Source organism: Blastococcus brunescens, assembly GCF_035320885.1.
Lineage (GTDB): Bacteria > Actinomycetota > Actinomycetes > Mycobacteriales > Geodermatophilaceae > Blastococcus_B > Blastococcus_B brunescens.
This window is the reverse complement of the sequence record NZ_CP141261.1, coordinates 4,306,595-4,320,167: the sequence shown is the minus strand read 5'-3', so window position 1 is coordinate 4,320,167 and position 13,573 is coordinate 4,306,595. Positions and strand designations below refer to the sequence as shown.

Here is a 13,573-nt window from a genome sequence, read left to right as displayed (position 1 = left end):
TCAGGCGGCCGCAGCCAGGACGGCGGGCCCGACCGTGCTCCGGGGATGGAAGGCGAGGAAGTTGAAGCCGCGGACGGTGTCGGTCTTGATTCGCGCCACGTCGGTGAGCTGGCCGATCTCGACCGGCCCGTTCCTGGTGCAGGCGTAGACCCGGAAGCCGAGGCCCTCGAGCACCGCCCGGGTCGAGGTGTGCTCGGTGTCGCTGCCGTGGTCCTCGTAGATCAGGACGACGTCGCGGTCGGCCAGCGTGTCCTTGCCGCCGGCGAGCGCGGCGGACTCGGCGCCCTCGACATCGAGCTTGATCAGCAGCGGCCGCTCGTCCGGCCAGTAGCGGCGCGCCACGCGGTCGATCGTCGTGGTGGGGACGCGGGTCGTGTACTGCCCCGCGGACGCGCCCGTGGGCCGTGCAGCACGCGCGACCCGGCGTGCCACTGCGGATGGCTGGCCATGGTGAGGTCCACGTCGGGCTCGGACCAGAGTGCCGCCTGCTGGCACGCGAAGCGGTCGGCGTTGAGCCGGGCGTTCTCCCGCAGCCGGGCGAAGATGGCCGGCACGGGCTCGACGGCGACCACGCGCCCGGGCTCGTCGCACTCGTCGCTGGCGAGGACGCTCCAGTACCCGAGGTTCGCGCCGCCGTCGAGGAACGCGCAGCCGGCCCGCATGGCCGCGCCGAAGTACCGCTCGAGCTCAGGTTCGTAGTGATAGGTCGGATCGAGCAGCTTGACCGCGTACCCGTCGCCCAGCGGCACGAGGAACCGGCCGTGGCCGGTGTCGACCACAGCGCCGTTCTGCGGCTCGAACAGGCGGGCCAGCCGCCAGGTCACCCGGTGTGCGCCGCGTTGGCCGAGCGGCCGCGCGGCCAGGACCACCACCCGGAGGATCGCGAGCTGCACCTGCGCCTGCGCGCCACCACGGACGTCGTGCACCCGCCGCCACGGGCGCAGGACGCGCCGGATGCGGTCCAGCAGGATCCCGGAGCGCTCAGGAAAGGGTCGAGGCACGGTGCTGGGCCTCCAGCATCAACGTTCGTTCGTTCGTCCGACGACGAAGCGGCAACTCTACGGTCGATTCGCTGATCTTCGCTCGGACGGGGATCCGCCCCGTCGATCCGCACCGCCTGCCGCGGCACCGCCCGCACTGCTGGCAGGTGCTCGGTCGACCCCGCCCGGCACTCGCCCAGCCGTCGGCATCGAGGCCACCTGTGTCCCCAGCACGCCCGGCCGGTCCGCTAGTTGGTCGGCCAGTTCCACCACCACGGGGGCGTGGTCGCTTGCGCCCTTGCCCTTGCGCTCCTCGCGGTCGATGCGCGCCGCGGTCACCCGATCGGCGAAGGCGGGCGAGCCGAGCACGAAGTCGATCCGCATGCCCTCCCGGCGGGGAAGCGCAGCTGGGTGTAGTCCCAGTACGTGTAGACACCCGGACCCGGCGCGTGCGGGCGGACGACGTCGGCGAACCCCGCGTCGACGACCGCCCGGAAGGCCGCCCGCTCGGGCGGGGACACGTGCGTCGAGTGCGCGAACACCGCCATGTCCCAGACGTCGTCGTTCTCGGGGGCGATGTTCCAGTCGCCGACAAGGGCGACCGGGGCGCCGGGGTCCTCGGCCAGCCACGCCTCCCCGCGGTCCGCAGGGCCGCGAGCCAGTCGAGCTTGTACTGCAGGTGCGGGTCGGCCAGCGTGCGGCCGTTCGGCACGTAGAGGCTCCAGACCCGGACGCCGGCGCAGGTGGCGCCCAGCGCGCGCGCCTCGGGGGCCGGGTCCTGCCCTCCTTCGACGACCAGGACGGCATGCCGGGGAAGCCGACGGTCACGTCCTCGAGGCCCACCCGGGACAGGATCGCGACGCCGTTCCACTGCGAGTGCCCCACGTGCGCCACCTCGTAGCCCAGCGGGCTGAACACCATCTCCGGGAACTGGTCGTCCCGGCACTTGGTCTCCTGCAGTGCGAGTACGTCGACGTCGCTGCGCTCCAGCCAGGCCGCGACCCGGTCGGCGCGCGAGCGGATGGAGTTCACGTTCCAGGTCGCCAGGCGCATGGCAGGGCACGTTACGTGCGGAGTTCGGGCGGGCGTCGGAGTGTTGGTCGGCCGGCGCCGGGCGGGGTCCACCCCGGCACCTGACGTCCAGCCGCGTCACGGCGCGGCTGGACGTCCGTCCGGCCGGCTCAACCCGCGGCGTCGTCCCGTGAGCCGACGTCAGACCTGGACGGGGACCTGTCCCTTGGCTGCCATGCGGGCGCGCAGCCGCTCCCGGCTCTCGACGAACTTCGTCGCCTGGGCGTCGAGACCGGCGAGGAATTCGGCCAGCTTCTCCCGGGCCTGCTCGCCCTCCGGGCCGAGGTCGGTGCGCTCGAAGACCTTCCAGGCGCGCAGGATCGGGCTGACCACCTCGTCGTGGTGCAGTCGCAGGTCGTAGATGCCGGCCTTGGCGATGATCGTCGAGTTCTTCCGGAAGTTCGCCATGTTCGCGCCGGGCATCTCGAAGTTCATGACCTCCGTGGCCACGGCCTTCATCATCTCGTCGGGATCGATGTCGAACGCCGCCGTGACCAGGTTCCGGTAGAAGATCATGTGCAGGTTCTCGTCGGTGGCGATGCGTGCGAGCAGCTTGTCCGCAATCGGGTCGCCGGTGGCCTTGCCGGTGTTGCGGTGCGAGACCCGGGTGGCCAGCTCCTGGAAGGACACGTAGGCGACGGCCTCGAGCGGGCTCTTGTCGCCGGAGTCGTAGCCGGTGGTCATGTAGTCCATCCGGGCTCGCTCCAGCTCGACCGGGTCGACGCCGCGGGTGACCACCAGGTAGTCGCGCAGCGCGACGCCGTGGCGGCCCTCCTCCGCCGTCCAGCGGCCGACCCACTGGCCCCAGGCACCGTCCCGGCCGAAGCGCGTGGCGATCTCGCGGTGATAGCTGGGCAGGTTGTCCTCGGTGAGCAGGTTCACGAACATCGCGGCCTTGGCCGTCGCGTCCAGGCGGGACTGCTCGGGTGACCAGTCCTCGCCGCCGAGGAAGGCGAAGTTCCGTCCCTCGTCCCACGGGACGTAGTCGTGCGGGTGCCACTCCTTGGCGATCGCGATGTGGCGGTCCAGGTTCTCGGCGACCACGGGCTCGAGCTCGGTCAGCACGGCTGCCTGCGGGGACGTCTGGGGCATCGGGACCTCCGGATCGACTCGACCTGCGCCGACGCAACCTACGCCGCCGCGACCTCCGGTCGTGCTCGTCCGGTGAGTTCCCCGTCCGGCCCGTCGCTACCCCTCCTGCCGGCATCGGCGTCGCGGTCGTCCGGCAGCAAGAACTTGTCCAGGCGACCCTGCTCGCGCAACGGTGCGATCATGAAGCCATGACCCGGCGGTGCATGGCGACGGTCGGCGCGTGAGCGCCGGTCCCGACTCCCTGCCGACGGTCCCGCAGGCGGGTCCCGCGCGCTGCGACCACCGGTCGCCCGGCACCGCCCCGAGCGCAGCTTCGGCTCCGCGGTCGGCCTGGGCACGCTCGGTGCTCTGGTCCCCGGCACGGCGTTCCTCGCCGCGGGCCGCCGGGTGCTCGGCGCGGTCGTCCTCGTGGTCTTCGTGGTCCTGGCCGCCGGTGGCGTCTGGCTGGCGACCGGCGGACGGCGGACGGCACTGCGGACCGCGGTCGACACCGACCAGCTGCTCTGGGTCGTGGGAGGCGTGGGTCTGCTGGCCCTCCTGTGGGCGGCCGTGGTCGTCGCCGGGTTCCGGATGCTCCTGCCGCGGCGGATCTCCCGGGGTCGACGGGCGCTCGGCGCGCTGGTCGTGACGGTGCTCGTCGCGGCGGTCGTGGTGCCCGCGGTCTGGGCCGGACAGCTGCTCCTCACCCAGCGGGAGCTCATCGCCGGCGTCTTCGACGACGGGGACTCCGCCACGGTGGACGACTCCCCGACCCGTTCGGCGACCAGGAGCGGGTCAACGTCCTGCTGCTCGGCGGGGACGGTGGCGAGAACCGCGAGGGGTGCGCACCGACACGGTGATCGTGGCCAGCATCGACACCGACACCGGTGACACCACGCTGTTCAGCCTGCCCCGCAACCTGCAGGACCTGCCCTTCCCCGCGGACAGTCCGCTGCGCGAGGTCTATCCCGACGGCTTCGAGGGCGCCAACGAGTCCGACAGCCTGCTCAACGCCGTGTACCGCACCGGACCGGCGTGGTACCCGGGCATCCTGGGCCCGAGCGACGACCCGGGCGCCGACTTCCTCAAGCTCGGTGTCGGGGAGGCCCTCGGGCTGGACATCGACTACTACGTCCTGGTCAACCTCGACGGCTTCAGCCAGCTGGTCGACGCCCTCGGCGGCATCACCGTGAACGTCAACTACTACGTCCCGGTCGGCGGCGACCCCGGCACCGGGGCGCTGCCCGACGCCTACATCGCCCCGGGCCCGAACCAGGAACTGGACGGGTTCACCGCGCTGGCCTACGCCCGCGGACGGTTCAACCTCACCGACTACGACCGCATGGCCCGCCAGCGGTGCGCCATCCAGGCGATCATCGACGCGGCCGACCCGATCACCCTGCTCCGGCAGTACCAGGAGCTCGCGTCCACGACCCAGGACATCGTCAGTACCGACATCCCCCGGTCGGCCCTCGACGACTTCGTCGACCTGGCCTTCCTGGTGAAGGACGCCACGACCACCAGCGTCGTCTTCGACGACTCCCTGATCGACCCCGCCTATCCGGACTACGACCAGATCCGGGCGATCGTGGACCAGGCGATCGCCCCCGCCCCGCCGCCCGGCGGCGGTGGGACGACGGCACCCTCCGAGCCCGCCGGGGAGCCGACGGAGGAGCCGGCCGGTGAGCCGACCCAGCCCGCCGGTGATCCGGTCGCCGACATCGGGGATGCCTGCGCGTACGACCCGGAACAGGCCGAGGCCGCGCTGGCGCAGGGGCAGCCGCCCACCCGCAACGGCTGAGCCGCGGCAGGCCGGACGCTCAGCCCAGGGCGACGTCGCGACGGCGGAAGCCGGTGAAGCCGACGCCGTGCAGGACGGCGGCGACGGCGGCCAGCCCGATCAGCGGAGCCAGGGTCCACTCCTCCAGCGGCACCGTCGGGATCCAGCTGATCGGGGACAGATCGCTCACCCAGCCCGGCCACTCGAACGACTCGGCGAACATGGTGATCAGCAGGAAGAGGCCGACCGCGGTCCACGCCACGGTCGCGGCCAGCCGGGGAGCAGTCCGAACAGGGCGACCGCCACCCCGGCTACCACCCAGATCGCGGGGACGTAGGAGAGGGCGGCGCCCACCATCCGGCCGAACGCGGCGGACTCCCCGGTCTGCGCCATCCGCACCAGCCCCGTGGTCACCCCGGACGCGGCCATCGCCAGCGCCGAGCCCGCGAGGGCCACGGCGACGTGGCTGCCCAGCCAGGTAGCCCGGCTGGTCGCGGTGGCCAGCAGCACCTCGGCCCGGTCGCCCGACTCCTCGGACCTGGCTCGCAGGACCGCCGACACCGCGTAGGCCGAGGCCAGCAGGGCGGTGATGGCGAAGGTGGTGCCCAGGTAGGCGTCGACGAGCTGGTCGACGTCGGGATCGCCGAACATCGCCAGGGCCTGCTCGTTCTCCCCGATCAGCGTCTCGACCGACTCCGCGAGCGCGCCGTAGACCACCCCCAGGAGCGCCAGGCCGACCGTCCAGGCGATCAGGGCGCCGCGGTGCAGCCGGACGGCGAGCCCGAGCGGCGAGAGCAGCGCCCGCCGGGCGACCGCCCTCCCGGGCCGCGGCTGGGTGAGCCCGGAGCCGAGGTCCCTGCGGTCGAGCAACGCGAAGCCGGCGACGACGAGGACGGCGGCCACGACTGCGCACAGCAGCAGCGGGAGGACGGCGTCGTCGGTGAACGGGTGGGTGGCCTGCGCCCAGCCGACCGGCGACGTCCACACCACCCCGTTGCCCTCGATGTCACCGATCGCCCGCAGCACGAAGGCGACCGCGAACAGGCCGCCGACCAGGCCGTAGACGGCTCGGGTGTGGCCGGTCACCTGCGCGGCGACGGCGGAGATCCCGGTGAAGACCAGCCCGCACGCGCCCACCGACGCGCCGAGCACGAAGGAGCCCGTGGCCGGCAGCCCGGAGGCCGTCGTGGCGGCACCGATGGCGAGGGCGAGCGCGATGCACGCCAGCGAGGAGAGCAGGACGGCCGCCAGCAGGGGGCGTGGCGGCCGACGCGTGCCGACCGGAGCAGCTCGGTGCGGCCGGCTTCCTCGTCCGCCCGGGTGTGCCGGGTGACGGTGAACATGGCCATCAGCGCGGCGATCAGCATGACGGTCGCGGAGATCTCGAAAGCGACCGCGCCGGCGACGGTGTCCAGCCCGACCGGGGGCCCGGCCAGCGCGATCGTCGCCGCGTTGCTGCCCACCGACGCCCGGTAGGCAGCCAGGTCCGCGGACGTCTCGTACAGCGCCTGGCTGGTGACCGACTGCGTGAGGACCATGAACGTGCCGACGCCGATCCAGACCGGCAGGCGCAGCCGGTCGCGGCGCAGCGCGAAGCGGAACAGCGCGCCGGTGCCGGCGAGCGTGCCCGACCCGGTGCTCATGACCGCCCCACCTCCTGGGCCACCGTCGCGCCGTCGGCGGTGAGGCCGTCGCCCAGGTCGTCGCCCAGGTCGTCGCCCAGGTCGTCGCCGTAGTGGCGCAGGAACAGCTCCTCCAGCGTGGGCGGGGTGCTGGTCAGGCCGCGCACGCCCAAGGGGTGAGGTGCCGGAGGACCTCGTCCAGCGCCTCGGTGTCGACGTCGAAGTGCACCCGGCCGTCCTCGCGACGCAGGTCGTGCACCCCGGTGAGGAGTCCAGGCCGTCGGCGGGCCGCTCGGTCTCCACGACCATGGACATCCGCGTGAGGTGGCGTAGCTCGGCCAGGGTGCCGCTCTGCACGGTGCGCCCGAGCCGGATGATGCTGACCCGGTCGCAGAGGGCTTCGGCCTCGGCGAGGATGTGGCTGGACAGCAGCACCGTGCGGCCCTCGCCGCGCAGCTCGCGGATGCACTCCTGGAACACCGCCTCCATCAGCGGGTCCAGCCCGGAGGTGGGCTCGTCGAGGACGAACAGCTCGGCGTCGGAGGCCAGCGCCGCCACGAGGGCCACCTTCTGCCGGTTGCCCTTCGAGTAGGTGCGTGCCTTCTTCCGCGGGTCCAGGTCGAACCGCGCCAGCAGTTCCGCGCGTCGGCGGGGTCCAGGCCGCCGCGCAAGGCGCCGATCAGGTCGATCGCCTCGCCGCCGCTGATGCTCGGCCACAGGGTCACGTCGCCCGGGACGTAGGCGAGCCGGCGGTGCAGCGCGACGGCGTCGCGCCAGGGATCGCCGCCGAGCAGCTCCGTCCGGCCGGCATCCGGGCGCAGCAGGCCCAGCAGGACGCGGATGGTCGTGGATTTCCCGGAGCCGTTCGGGCCCAGGAAGCCGTGCACCTCCCCGGCGGCGACCTCGAGGTCGAGGCCGTCGAGGGCGCGCGTGGCGCCGAAGGTCTTCACCAGGCCGGAGACGGAGATGGCTGTCGTCACGCCGGAGAAAACTACATGTGTTTCACAAAGTTGTGAAGATTATTGCATCGGCAATCGCTCCGGTACCGTGGGGAAGGTGACCAGCACGGACACCACGGCGCAGGAGCGCGCCACCCTGCTGCGGTTCGTCGAGCGGTTCGCCCTGGCCCTCCGCGAGTCGGGCATGGCGCCGATGCCGGCGCGGGTCTTCGCCTACGCCCTGGCGGACGACGCCGACCGGTACACCGCCGCCGAGCTGGCCGAGGGGCTGCAGGTCAGCCCGGCCGCGATCAGCACGGCGGTCCGGCAGCTGGTGCAGGTCGGGTTCCTCGTGCGCGAACGGGAGCCGGGTACCCGCAGCGACCTCTACGTCCTCGACGACGGGAACCTGTGGACCCGCTTCACCGGCGCGGAACTGGCGGCACTGGAGCGGTTCGAGGACGTCGTCGCGGCCGGTATCGAGCTGATCGGCACCGACCGGCCCGGCGGCCGGCGGCTGGCGGAGACACGCGACTTCTTCGCCTTCCTCCGCGACGTGCTCGCCGACGCGGTCGCCCGCTGGCCAGAGGAGCGGGCCCGAAAGGCCCGGGAGGGGACACCGGCTGACCTCGTCACTGCCGGGGAGCCCTCAGCCGGCGAGGACCAAATCGTCGAGGGACGAGAGCTCCCGCCAGCCGGCGTTGACGCCGCCTGGCGCCGGCGCCTCCCCGGTGGCCGCCGCGCCCATGAGGTCGGCGAGGACGAGCCGGTCCAGAGCGAGGCCGGCGATCGCCGCGATGTCGGCCACGGGCACCTGGAACGTCCGGAACGGTCCCAGCGGCGGCAGCTGACCCGTCGGTGTCTCCGCGATCGCCGCAGCGAGGTCGTCCACCAGCGGTGTCTGGTCGAGCAGGTAGCCGGTCGCGGCGAGGGCGCCGTCCTGGACGAACGCCACCACCTTCCAGAACCGCAGCGGGACCTGGATCCCCCGGTAGGGCGGGTCGGCCGGATCGAGCACCGGGCCGGCGAGCACCACCAGCTTGCGGTCGAAGGCGCCGGCGTGGTCCTGGAGGTGCTCCTCCAGGCCCAGCCACAGTTCCCTCCCTGGTTGAACGACTTGTTCTGGGGGCGGCGTTCGGGAAGTAGAACGTGTCGGCCTCGGCCTGCCGCGCCTCCTCCTCCGTGTCGCCCCAGGTGGACGACGCCCGCATCACCAGGTGGCCGCGGTCCAGGTCGTTGTGGGCGTAGACCGGTGGGCCGGCCTGGAGCTCGGCCGCCAGCCGCGGGTCCAGGCGCCAGCTGTCGGTGCGGTCCACCTGGACCAGCCGGGCCCCGTCGAGGTCCAGCGCCGTCACGGCGGCGAACCGGCGGTCGGGTCGGAACAGCACGCTGTAGTGCAGGTAGCGCAGCAGCACCGTGGGGAGGGGCGCCGTGGGCGCGGGGATGGGCACCGGCGGGCCGAGGAAGGCGGGGTCGTGGCCGGCCCGGTCGTCCAGGTCCTGCGCCGTGGGAGCGGCGGACAGGTCTGTCATGGGGGAACGCTAGGACCCCTTCCCCGGGCCGGTAGGCAGTCGCGCGCGGGCCGCGCGGGAGGATGGGTGCGTGGGTGCCGAGGTCCGTGCCGTGTCCGACGTCGACGAGCTGCTGCGGCAGGAGCTGCTCACGTGCTGGACCGAGGTGACCAATGCCGGCGGTGCCGTCGGCTTCGTCCCCCGGTCACCGAGGACGACGTCGTCCCGCTGCTGGACAAGCTGCTCGAGGGCGTCGCCTCCGGCCGTGACGTCCTCGCACTGCTCACCGTGGACGGCGCGACGGCGGGGTTCGCCAGCGTCGTCGGCTCGCTGAGCCCGCTGCGCCGGCACTGGGGCGCGGTCCTCCGGGTGCAGGTGCACCCCTCGCGGCAGGGGCAGGGCCTCGGTCGGGTGCTCATGGCCGGCGTGCACCGCCTCGCCCGCGACCGCGGCTGGGAGTTCCTGCACCTGACCGCCCGCGACGGCACCGGCGTCGACGCGTTCTACCGCGGCCTGGGCTACGCGGAGGTCGGCCGGCTTCCCGGCGCGATCCGGGTCGCGCCGGGGACGACCGCGACGAGATCATCATGGCCTGCCGCCTCTGATCCGCGCCGTCCGGCGTTTGGCAGGCTGGGGTCATGACCGACCCGGCCCCCGGCACCCCCGTCTCCCGCAACGCCCGCCGTGAGCGGCTGATCGGACTGCTCGTCCTCGGGGTGGCTCTGGTGCTGCTGGTGTCCTCACCCACCTGGTTCGCCAGCGACTCCGTTGCTGTCGGCATCGCCCAGCTCGTGCTCGGCGTCGCCCTGGCCGGCGTGGGCGCCTTCCTGGTCCGCCGCTCCGGCCGGGGCTGACCAGCTGGGTCACTCACCGGGCTGCGTCACCGGCGCCATGACCACCGGGGCGCCGGAGTCGTCGAGAACGCGCACCTGCGCCGGTTTCTGCGGCGGCAGGACTCCTGCCCCCGCCCCCTGGACGAGGGGCACGGTGGTGAGCAGCGCTCCGGTGGCGTCGTAGACCTCCGCCCGAGTGCCCGCGACCGGCCCGCTGACGGTGAGGACCTCGGCGAGCTCCACGGCGAAGACACGGTCGAGCAATGCGGTCCCGGCCGGTGCGGTCCCGGTCGAGGTCATGCTCTGGTAGACGAGCGGAGCCTGGGGCAGGCTCGATTCGCCCGGGTACACCGCGAGGTGCCCCACGGTGGCCCCCGAGGGGAACGTCGCCCCGAGCAGCAGCGTGTTGGCAGCCAGCCCCTCCACCGGGCCGGCGGCCAGGATCGTGAGGCCCAGCTCCGACGGGGGCGCCCCGAACCTCCCGGCCAGGTGCTCCACCGACGTGCGCAACTGCGTCTCGTCGACGAGACCTCTCAGGCCGCGCGGATCGGCGAGGTCGAGCAGGTCGGCCCGTTCTGCGTCGACAGCCCGGTCGGTGAGGCGAGGGAGAACCGCTGCCCATCGTCGCCGGCCGGCGTGATCCGGAGCTCGACCCCTGCTGGACCCAGGTGATCGGGACGTCGAGGTCGAGTGCTCCGGCTCCGGCATCGGTCGGCATCGGCTCCCAGCGTTCGCGGATCTCGCCGGACGCCGTCACTTCCAGGCGGTCCGCACCTCGATGTCGTCGCCGGGAAACGCCACGACCACGAGCACGCCTCGCCCCGTGACCGGGTCAGGAACGTCGAGCAGTGCCACGGGCTCTCCCGGCGGTGCGCCGTCGAGCTCCGCCAGCACCATGTCCGTCGGGGCGGCGCCCGACGGGCCGGTGAACCAGGCCTGGAGCAGGTCGCCGTCTCGCAGCCGGGCGACGACCAGCGCCACCCGGCTCCCAGGTACATCCCCGGCGAAGGCGGTCGTCCTCAGGTCGATGGACTCCTCCGGCACAGCGTCCGTCGGCGGTTCGGCCGTCGGGTCGTCAGCCACGAGTTCGCGTGCGGCGATCCCGGAAAGCCACTCCTGGTCGTCAGCGAGCGATCCCTGGTGGGCTGCTCGGCGAGCATCCGCTCGGCCCGGCCGGGGGACTGTTCCGATCGATCCGCGGTTCCCGGGTCGGCGCACCGATCGACGACGCGACCACGGGCACGCCGATGACCAGCAGTGCTGCGGCCAGCCCGGCCGCAGCCAGCCGCCGCTGGGCACGGCGTTGTGCCCGGTGGCGGGCCCGCACCGAGGCGGCCAGCTGAGGGGAGACGGGGGCGCGGCGTCCGCGCGGACGCGGAGGTCCCGCAGCCCGCGTTCCAGTTCGTTGTCCGACAGCGTCATGTCAGCGCTCCTCCAGGAGGACGGCCGTCGCGGTTGCGCCCAGCGCGGTGCGCAGGCGGGCCAGCCCGCGGACGGTCTGGCTCTTGACGGTGGCCACGGCGCAGCCCAAGACTTCGGCGGTGGCCGCCTCGCTCAGATCCTCGGCGTAGCGGAGGACGAGGACGGTCCGCATGCGTGGCGGCAGACTCGCCAGCGCGGTGACCATCCGCGCCCGCTCGGTGACCTCGTCGGTGGGGTCCGAGGCGGCCGGCTCGCCCGCCGGCAGGGAGACGATCTCCTGCGTGGTGCGGCGGCGACGCCAACTCGCGGCGGTGGTGACCAGTGCTCGCCGGACGTAGGGATAGGGATCGTCCCCTCGATCCGGCCCCAGCGCCGGTACGCCTTGACGAGCGCGGTCTGCAGGAGGTCCTCGGCATGACCACGGTCGTGCGTCAGCAGTACCGCCGTCCGCATCAGGTCCCCGGATCGTGCGGCGACGAATGCTTCGAAGTCCGTCTCGTCCCGAGCTGCCATGGGGCACCCCTCGTCACCCTGTACGACGCCCGAGGGAGCGGAAGAGAACGCCGCCGTGACCGAAACGTGACATTCGCAGGCCGCGTGCGTTGCGGCTGGTGTCGGCTCGCACCAGACTCCGGACGACGGGTGACGGTTGGAGGACCGGTGAAGCTGGACAAGCAGGAACTGCTGCGGATGCTGCGCACTCAGGGCGACAACGACACCGCGGACGAGGCGGATCGGACGCTGCCCGACGAGGTGGACACCGACCGGGACGGCGACGCTCTCGACGCGCTGGGTCTCGATCGCACCCAGCTCATGGCGAAGCTGGCCGGCGGAGGGTTCGGCGGGACGATCGCCCCTGAGTCAGGCGTCCCACGCGCCGGCCGCGGCGGCCGTACTCCTCGCGGGGCGTGACCGGCCGGCCGGTCAGTCGGTGGACGACGTCGCCGGGGACGTCGTCGCCTCGGGCCGCCAGTGCCTGGAACGCCGCCACCTCGGCCTCGCCCTCGGCGCGCTCCCGCCCGAGGTCATCGGTGCACGGGGACGTGCTCGGTCAGCAGGGCGTCGACGTCAGGAGGGACCTCGGAACTCTCCGGCACGGCCGGATCGTGCACCCGACCACCGACGGTTCAGCCCGTGTAGGGGCGCTCCCGGGCCAGCTCCTCCTTGGCCACGCCGCGGATGTGCACGGCATCCGGTCCGTCGACGATGCGGAGGGTCCGGGCGCTCGCGTAGAAGCGGGCCAGCACCGTGTCGTTGCTGACGCCGGCGCCGCCGTGCACCTGGATGGCGCGGTCGATGACAGCCAGGGCCACCTTCGGGGCGGCCACCTTGATCGCGGAGATCTCGGTGCGGGCACCCTTGGCGCCGAACTTGTCGATCAGGTCCGCCGTCTTGAGCACGTACAGGCGGGCCTGGTCGATCTCGATGCGGGACAGGGCGATCGCCTCGCGGACGGTGCCCTGCTCGGCGAGCGGGCGGCCGAAGGCCACCCGGTTCTTGGTGCGCTCCACCATGAGCGCGAGCGCGCGCTCGGCCATGCCGATGGCGCGCATGCAGTGGTGGATGCGGCCGGGGCCGAGCCGGGCCTGGGCGATCATGAAGCCGTCGCCCTCGCCGGAGAGGATGTTCGACACCGGGACCCGCACGTCGGTGAACCGCAGCTCCGAGTGGCCGTGCTGGTCCTGGTACCCGAACACCGGGAGGTGCCGGATGATCTCCAGCCCGGGGTGTCCCGGGGGACGAGCACCATCGACTGCTGGCGGTGCGGCGCGCCTTCCGGGTCGGTCTTCCCCATGACGATGAAGATCTGGCAGCGCTCGTCGGCGGCCCCCGAGGTCCACCACTTGCGGCCGTTGATCACGTACTCGTCGCCGTCGCGGACGATCGACGTCTGGATGTTCCGTGCGTCCGACGAGGCCACATCGGGCTCGGTCATCGCGAAGCCCGAGCGGATCTCACCCTCGAGCAGCGGCTGCAGCCAGCGCTGCTTGTGCTCCTCGGTGCCGAAGAGCATGAGCGTCTCCATGTTGCCCGTGTCGGGCGCGCCCACGTTCATGGCCTCGGGGGCGATGGTCGGCGACCAGCCGGTGATCTCGGCGACGGAGGCGTACTCGAGGTTCGACAGACCGCCGACCTCGTGGTGGAAGAGGTTCCACAGCCCGCGCGTGCGGGCCTCGGCCTTGAGCTCCTCGAGCACGGGCGGGTGCTCGTGGTTGTCGTGGCCGCGCTCTGCGCGCCAGGCGTCGTAGACGGGCTCGGCGGGGAACACGTGCTCGCGCATGAAGTCCCATGCGCGGGCGCAGACGTCCTCGGCCTTGGCGGAGAGAGCGAAGTCCATGACCGCA

General features: G+C 72.9%; 18 protein-coding genes and 5 pseudogenes. 5 read left to right on the top strand and 18 right to left on the bottom strand.

What is annotated here, in order from left to right:
- The 6 genes and pseudogenes from U6N30_RS29095 to U6N30_RS29075 form a co-directional block, all read right to left on the bottom strand.
- On the bottom strand, window positions 1-432 hold the full coding sequence (locus U6N30_RS29095; RefSeq protein ID WP_324275009.1) for an FkbM family methyltransferase: 432 nt from the start codon (window positions 430-432) through the stop codon (window positions 1-3).
- Window positions 420-662, bottom strand: a pseudogene (locus U6N30_RS29090) (FkbM family methyltransferase); the annotation flags it as partial. The gene U6N30_RS29095 and the pseudogene U6N30_RS29090, both read right to left, overlap by 13 nt.
- Window positions 663-1,315: 653 nt before the next feature.
- Window positions 1,316-1,528: a hypothetical protein gene (locus U6N30_RS29085; RefSeq protein WP_324275008.1), complete on the bottom strand. Its 213-nt coding sequence runs from the start codon at window positions 1,526-1,528 to the stop codon at window positions 1,316-1,318.
- A gap of 160 nt (window positions 1,529-1,688) precedes the next feature.
- Window positions 1,689-2,033: pseudogene (locus tag U6N30_RS34860) on the bottom strand (exodeoxyribonuclease III); the annotation flags it as partial.
- A 159-nt stretch (window positions 2,034-2,192) separates the two neighbouring features.
- A complete protein-coding gene (locus U6N30_RS29080; protein ID WP_324275007.1) occupies window positions 2,193-3,143 on the bottom strand; it encodes an acyl-ACP desaturase in 951 nt (316 codons plus the stop codon).
- A gap of 38 nt (window positions 3,144-3,181) precedes the next feature.
- A complete protein-coding gene (locus U6N30_RS29075; RefSeq protein WP_324275006.1) occupies window positions 3,182-3,325 on the bottom strand; it encodes a hypothetical protein in 144 nt (47 codons plus the stop codon).
- 205 nt (window positions 3,326-3,530) lie between these two features.
- Between U6N30_RS29075 and U6N30_RS29070 the strand changes: the two genes are divergently transcribed.
- On the top strand, window positions 3,531-4,013 hold the full coding sequence (locus tag U6N30_RS29070) for a hypothetical protein (RefSeq protein ID WP_324275005.1): 483 nt from the start codon (window positions 3,531-3,533) through the stop codon (window positions 4,011-4,013).
- Window positions 3,964-4,923: an LCP family protein gene (locus tag U6N30_RS29065; protein ID WP_324275004.1), complete on the top strand. Its 960-nt coding sequence runs from the start codon at window positions 3,964-3,966 to the stop codon at window positions 4,921-4,923. Before U6N30_RS29070 ends, U6N30_RS29065 begins: the two co-directional genes overlap by 50 nt.
- A 19-nt stretch (window positions 4,924-4,942) precedes the next feature.
- Here U6N30_RS29065 and U6N30_RS29060 read toward each other — a convergent pair whose 3' ends face one another.
- The 7 genes and pseudogenes from U6N30_RS29060 to U6N30_RS34840 all read right to left on the bottom strand — a co-directional run.
- Complete coding sequence (locus tag U6N30_RS29060) at window positions 4,943-5,164, bottom strand: hypothetical protein (protein ID WP_324275003.1); 222 nt, start codon at window positions 5,162-5,164, stop codon at window positions 4,943-4,945.
- The gene (locus U6N30_RS29055; RefSeq protein ID WP_324275002.1) at window positions 5,131-6,054 is read right to left on the bottom strand and encodes a hypothetical protein; all 924 of its coding nucleotides are present in this window, start codon (window positions 6,052-6,054) and stop codon (window positions 5,131-5,133) included. The genes U6N30_RS29060 and U6N30_RS29055 overlap by 34 nt, the downstream gene beginning before the upstream one ends.
- A complete protein-coding gene (locus U6N30_RS29050) occupies window positions 5,985-7,082 on the bottom strand; it encodes a hypothetical protein (protein ID WP_422678157.1) in 1,098 nt (365 codons plus the stop codon). Before U6N30_RS29050 ends, U6N30_RS29055 begins: the two co-directional genes overlap by 70 nt.
- Before the next feature lie 6 nt (window positions 7,083-7,088).
- Window positions 7,089-7,241: pseudogene (locus tag U6N30_RS34855) on the bottom strand (hypothetical protein); the annotation flags it as partial.
- Window positions 7,226-7,474 (bottom strand): annotated as a pseudogene (locus U6N30_RS34850) (ATP-binding cassette domain-containing protein); the annotation flags it as partial. The pseudogenes U6N30_RS34855 and U6N30_RS34850, both read right to left, overlap by 16 nt.
- A gap of 637 nt (window positions 7,475-8,111) precedes the next feature.
- Complete coding sequence (locus U6N30_RS29040; protein WP_324278530.1) at window positions 8,112-8,546, bottom strand: DNA/RNA non-specific endonuclease; 435 nt, start codon at window positions 8,544-8,546, stop codon at window positions 8,112-8,114.
- A gap of 40 nt (window positions 8,547-8,586) precedes the next feature.
- A pseudogene (locus tag U6N30_RS34840) lies at window positions 8,587-8,994 on the bottom strand (DNA/RNA non-specific endonuclease); the annotation flags it as partial.
- Between the two features lie 132 nt (window positions 8,995-9,126).
- Between U6N30_RS34840 and U6N30_RS29035 the strand changes: the two are divergent.
- Window positions 9,127-9,615 (top strand): GNAT family N-acetyltransferase, encoded by a 489-nt coding sequence (locus tag U6N30_RS29035; RefSeq protein ID WP_324275000.1) that lies wholly within the window; start codon window positions 9,127-9,129, stop codon window positions 9,613-9,615.
- Complete coding sequence (locus U6N30_RS29030) at window positions 9,612-9,827, top strand: hypothetical protein (RefSeq protein ID WP_324274999.1); 216 nt, start codon at window positions 9,612-9,614, stop codon at window positions 9,825-9,827. The genes U6N30_RS29035 and U6N30_RS29030 overlap by 4 nt, the downstream gene beginning before the upstream one ends.
- Window positions 9,828-9,836: 9 nt before the next feature.
- Here the strand turns inward: U6N30_RS29030 and U6N30_RS29025 are convergent, their stop codons facing one another.
- From U6N30_RS29025 to U6N30_RS29015, 3 genes are all read right to left on the bottom strand, one after another.
- The gene (locus tag U6N30_RS29025) at window positions 9,837-10,316 is read right to left on the bottom strand and encodes a hypothetical protein (RefSeq protein WP_324274998.1); all 480 of its coding nucleotides are present in this window, start codon (window positions 10,314-10,316) and stop codon (window positions 9,837-9,839) included.
- A 243-nt stretch (window positions 10,317-10,559) separates the two neighbouring features.
- Entirely contained in the window at window positions 10,560-10,889 is a 330-nt protein-coding gene (locus U6N30_RS29020) for a baseplate J/gp47 family protein (protein WP_324274997.1), read from the bottom strand.
- A 340-nt stretch (window positions 10,890-11,229) separates the two neighbouring features.
- The gene (locus tag U6N30_RS29015) at window positions 11,230-11,748 is read right to left on the bottom strand and encodes a sigma-70 family RNA polymerase sigma factor (protein ID WP_324274996.1); all 519 of its coding nucleotides are present in this window, start codon (window positions 11,746-11,748) and stop codon (window positions 11,230-11,232) included.
- A 140-nt stretch (window positions 11,749-11,888) separates the two neighbouring features.
- Between U6N30_RS29015 and U6N30_RS29010 the strand changes: the two genes are divergently transcribed.
- Window positions 11,889-12,140, top strand: a complete 252-nt coding sequence (locus tag U6N30_RS29010; protein WP_324274995.1) for an EF-hand domain-containing protein — start codon at window positions 11,889-11,891, stop codon at window positions 12,138-12,140.
- A gap of 215 nt (window positions 12,141-12,355) precedes the next feature.
- Here U6N30_RS29010 and U6N30_RS29005 read toward each other — a convergent pair whose 3' ends face one another.
- The gene (locus tag U6N30_RS29005) at window positions 12,356-12,874 is read right to left on the bottom strand and encodes an acyl-CoA dehydrogenase family protein (RefSeq protein ID WP_324274994.1); all 519 of its coding nucleotides are present in this window, start codon (window positions 12,872-12,874) and stop codon (window positions 12,356-12,358) included.
- On the bottom strand, window positions 12,823-13,566 hold the full coding sequence (locus U6N30_RS29000; protein WP_324274993.1) for an acyl-CoA dehydrogenase family protein: 744 nt from the start codon (window positions 13,564-13,566) through the stop codon (window positions 12,823-12,825). Before U6N30_RS29000 ends, U6N30_RS29005 begins: the two co-directional genes overlap by 52 nt.
- Window positions 13,567-13,573 lie beyond the last annotated feature (7 nt).

Excerpts from the sequence above, each read along its gene's own strand:
- U6N30_RS29085 (WP_324275008.1), bottom strand. The coding sequence starts at position 1,528 with ATGGCGGTGTTCGCGCACTCGACGCACGTGTCCCCGCCCGAGCGGGCG.
- U6N30_RS29080 (WP_324275007.1), bottom strand. The coding sequence starts at position 3,143 with ATGCCCCAGACGTCCCCGCAGGCAGCCGTGCTGACCGAGCTCGAGCCC.
- U6N30_RS29075 (WP_324275006.1), bottom strand. The coding sequence starts at position 3,325 with ATGATCGCACCGTTGCGCGAGCAGGGTCGCCTGGACAAGTTCTTGCTG.
- U6N30_RS29030 (WP_324274999.1), top strand. The coding sequence starts at position 9,612 with ATGACCGACCCGGCCCCCGGCACCCCCGTCTCCCGCAACGCCCGCCGT.
- U6N30_RS29000 (WP_324274993.1), bottom strand. The coding sequence starts at position 13,566 with ATGGACTTCGCTCTCTCCGCCAAGGCCGAGGACGTCTGCGCCCGCGCA.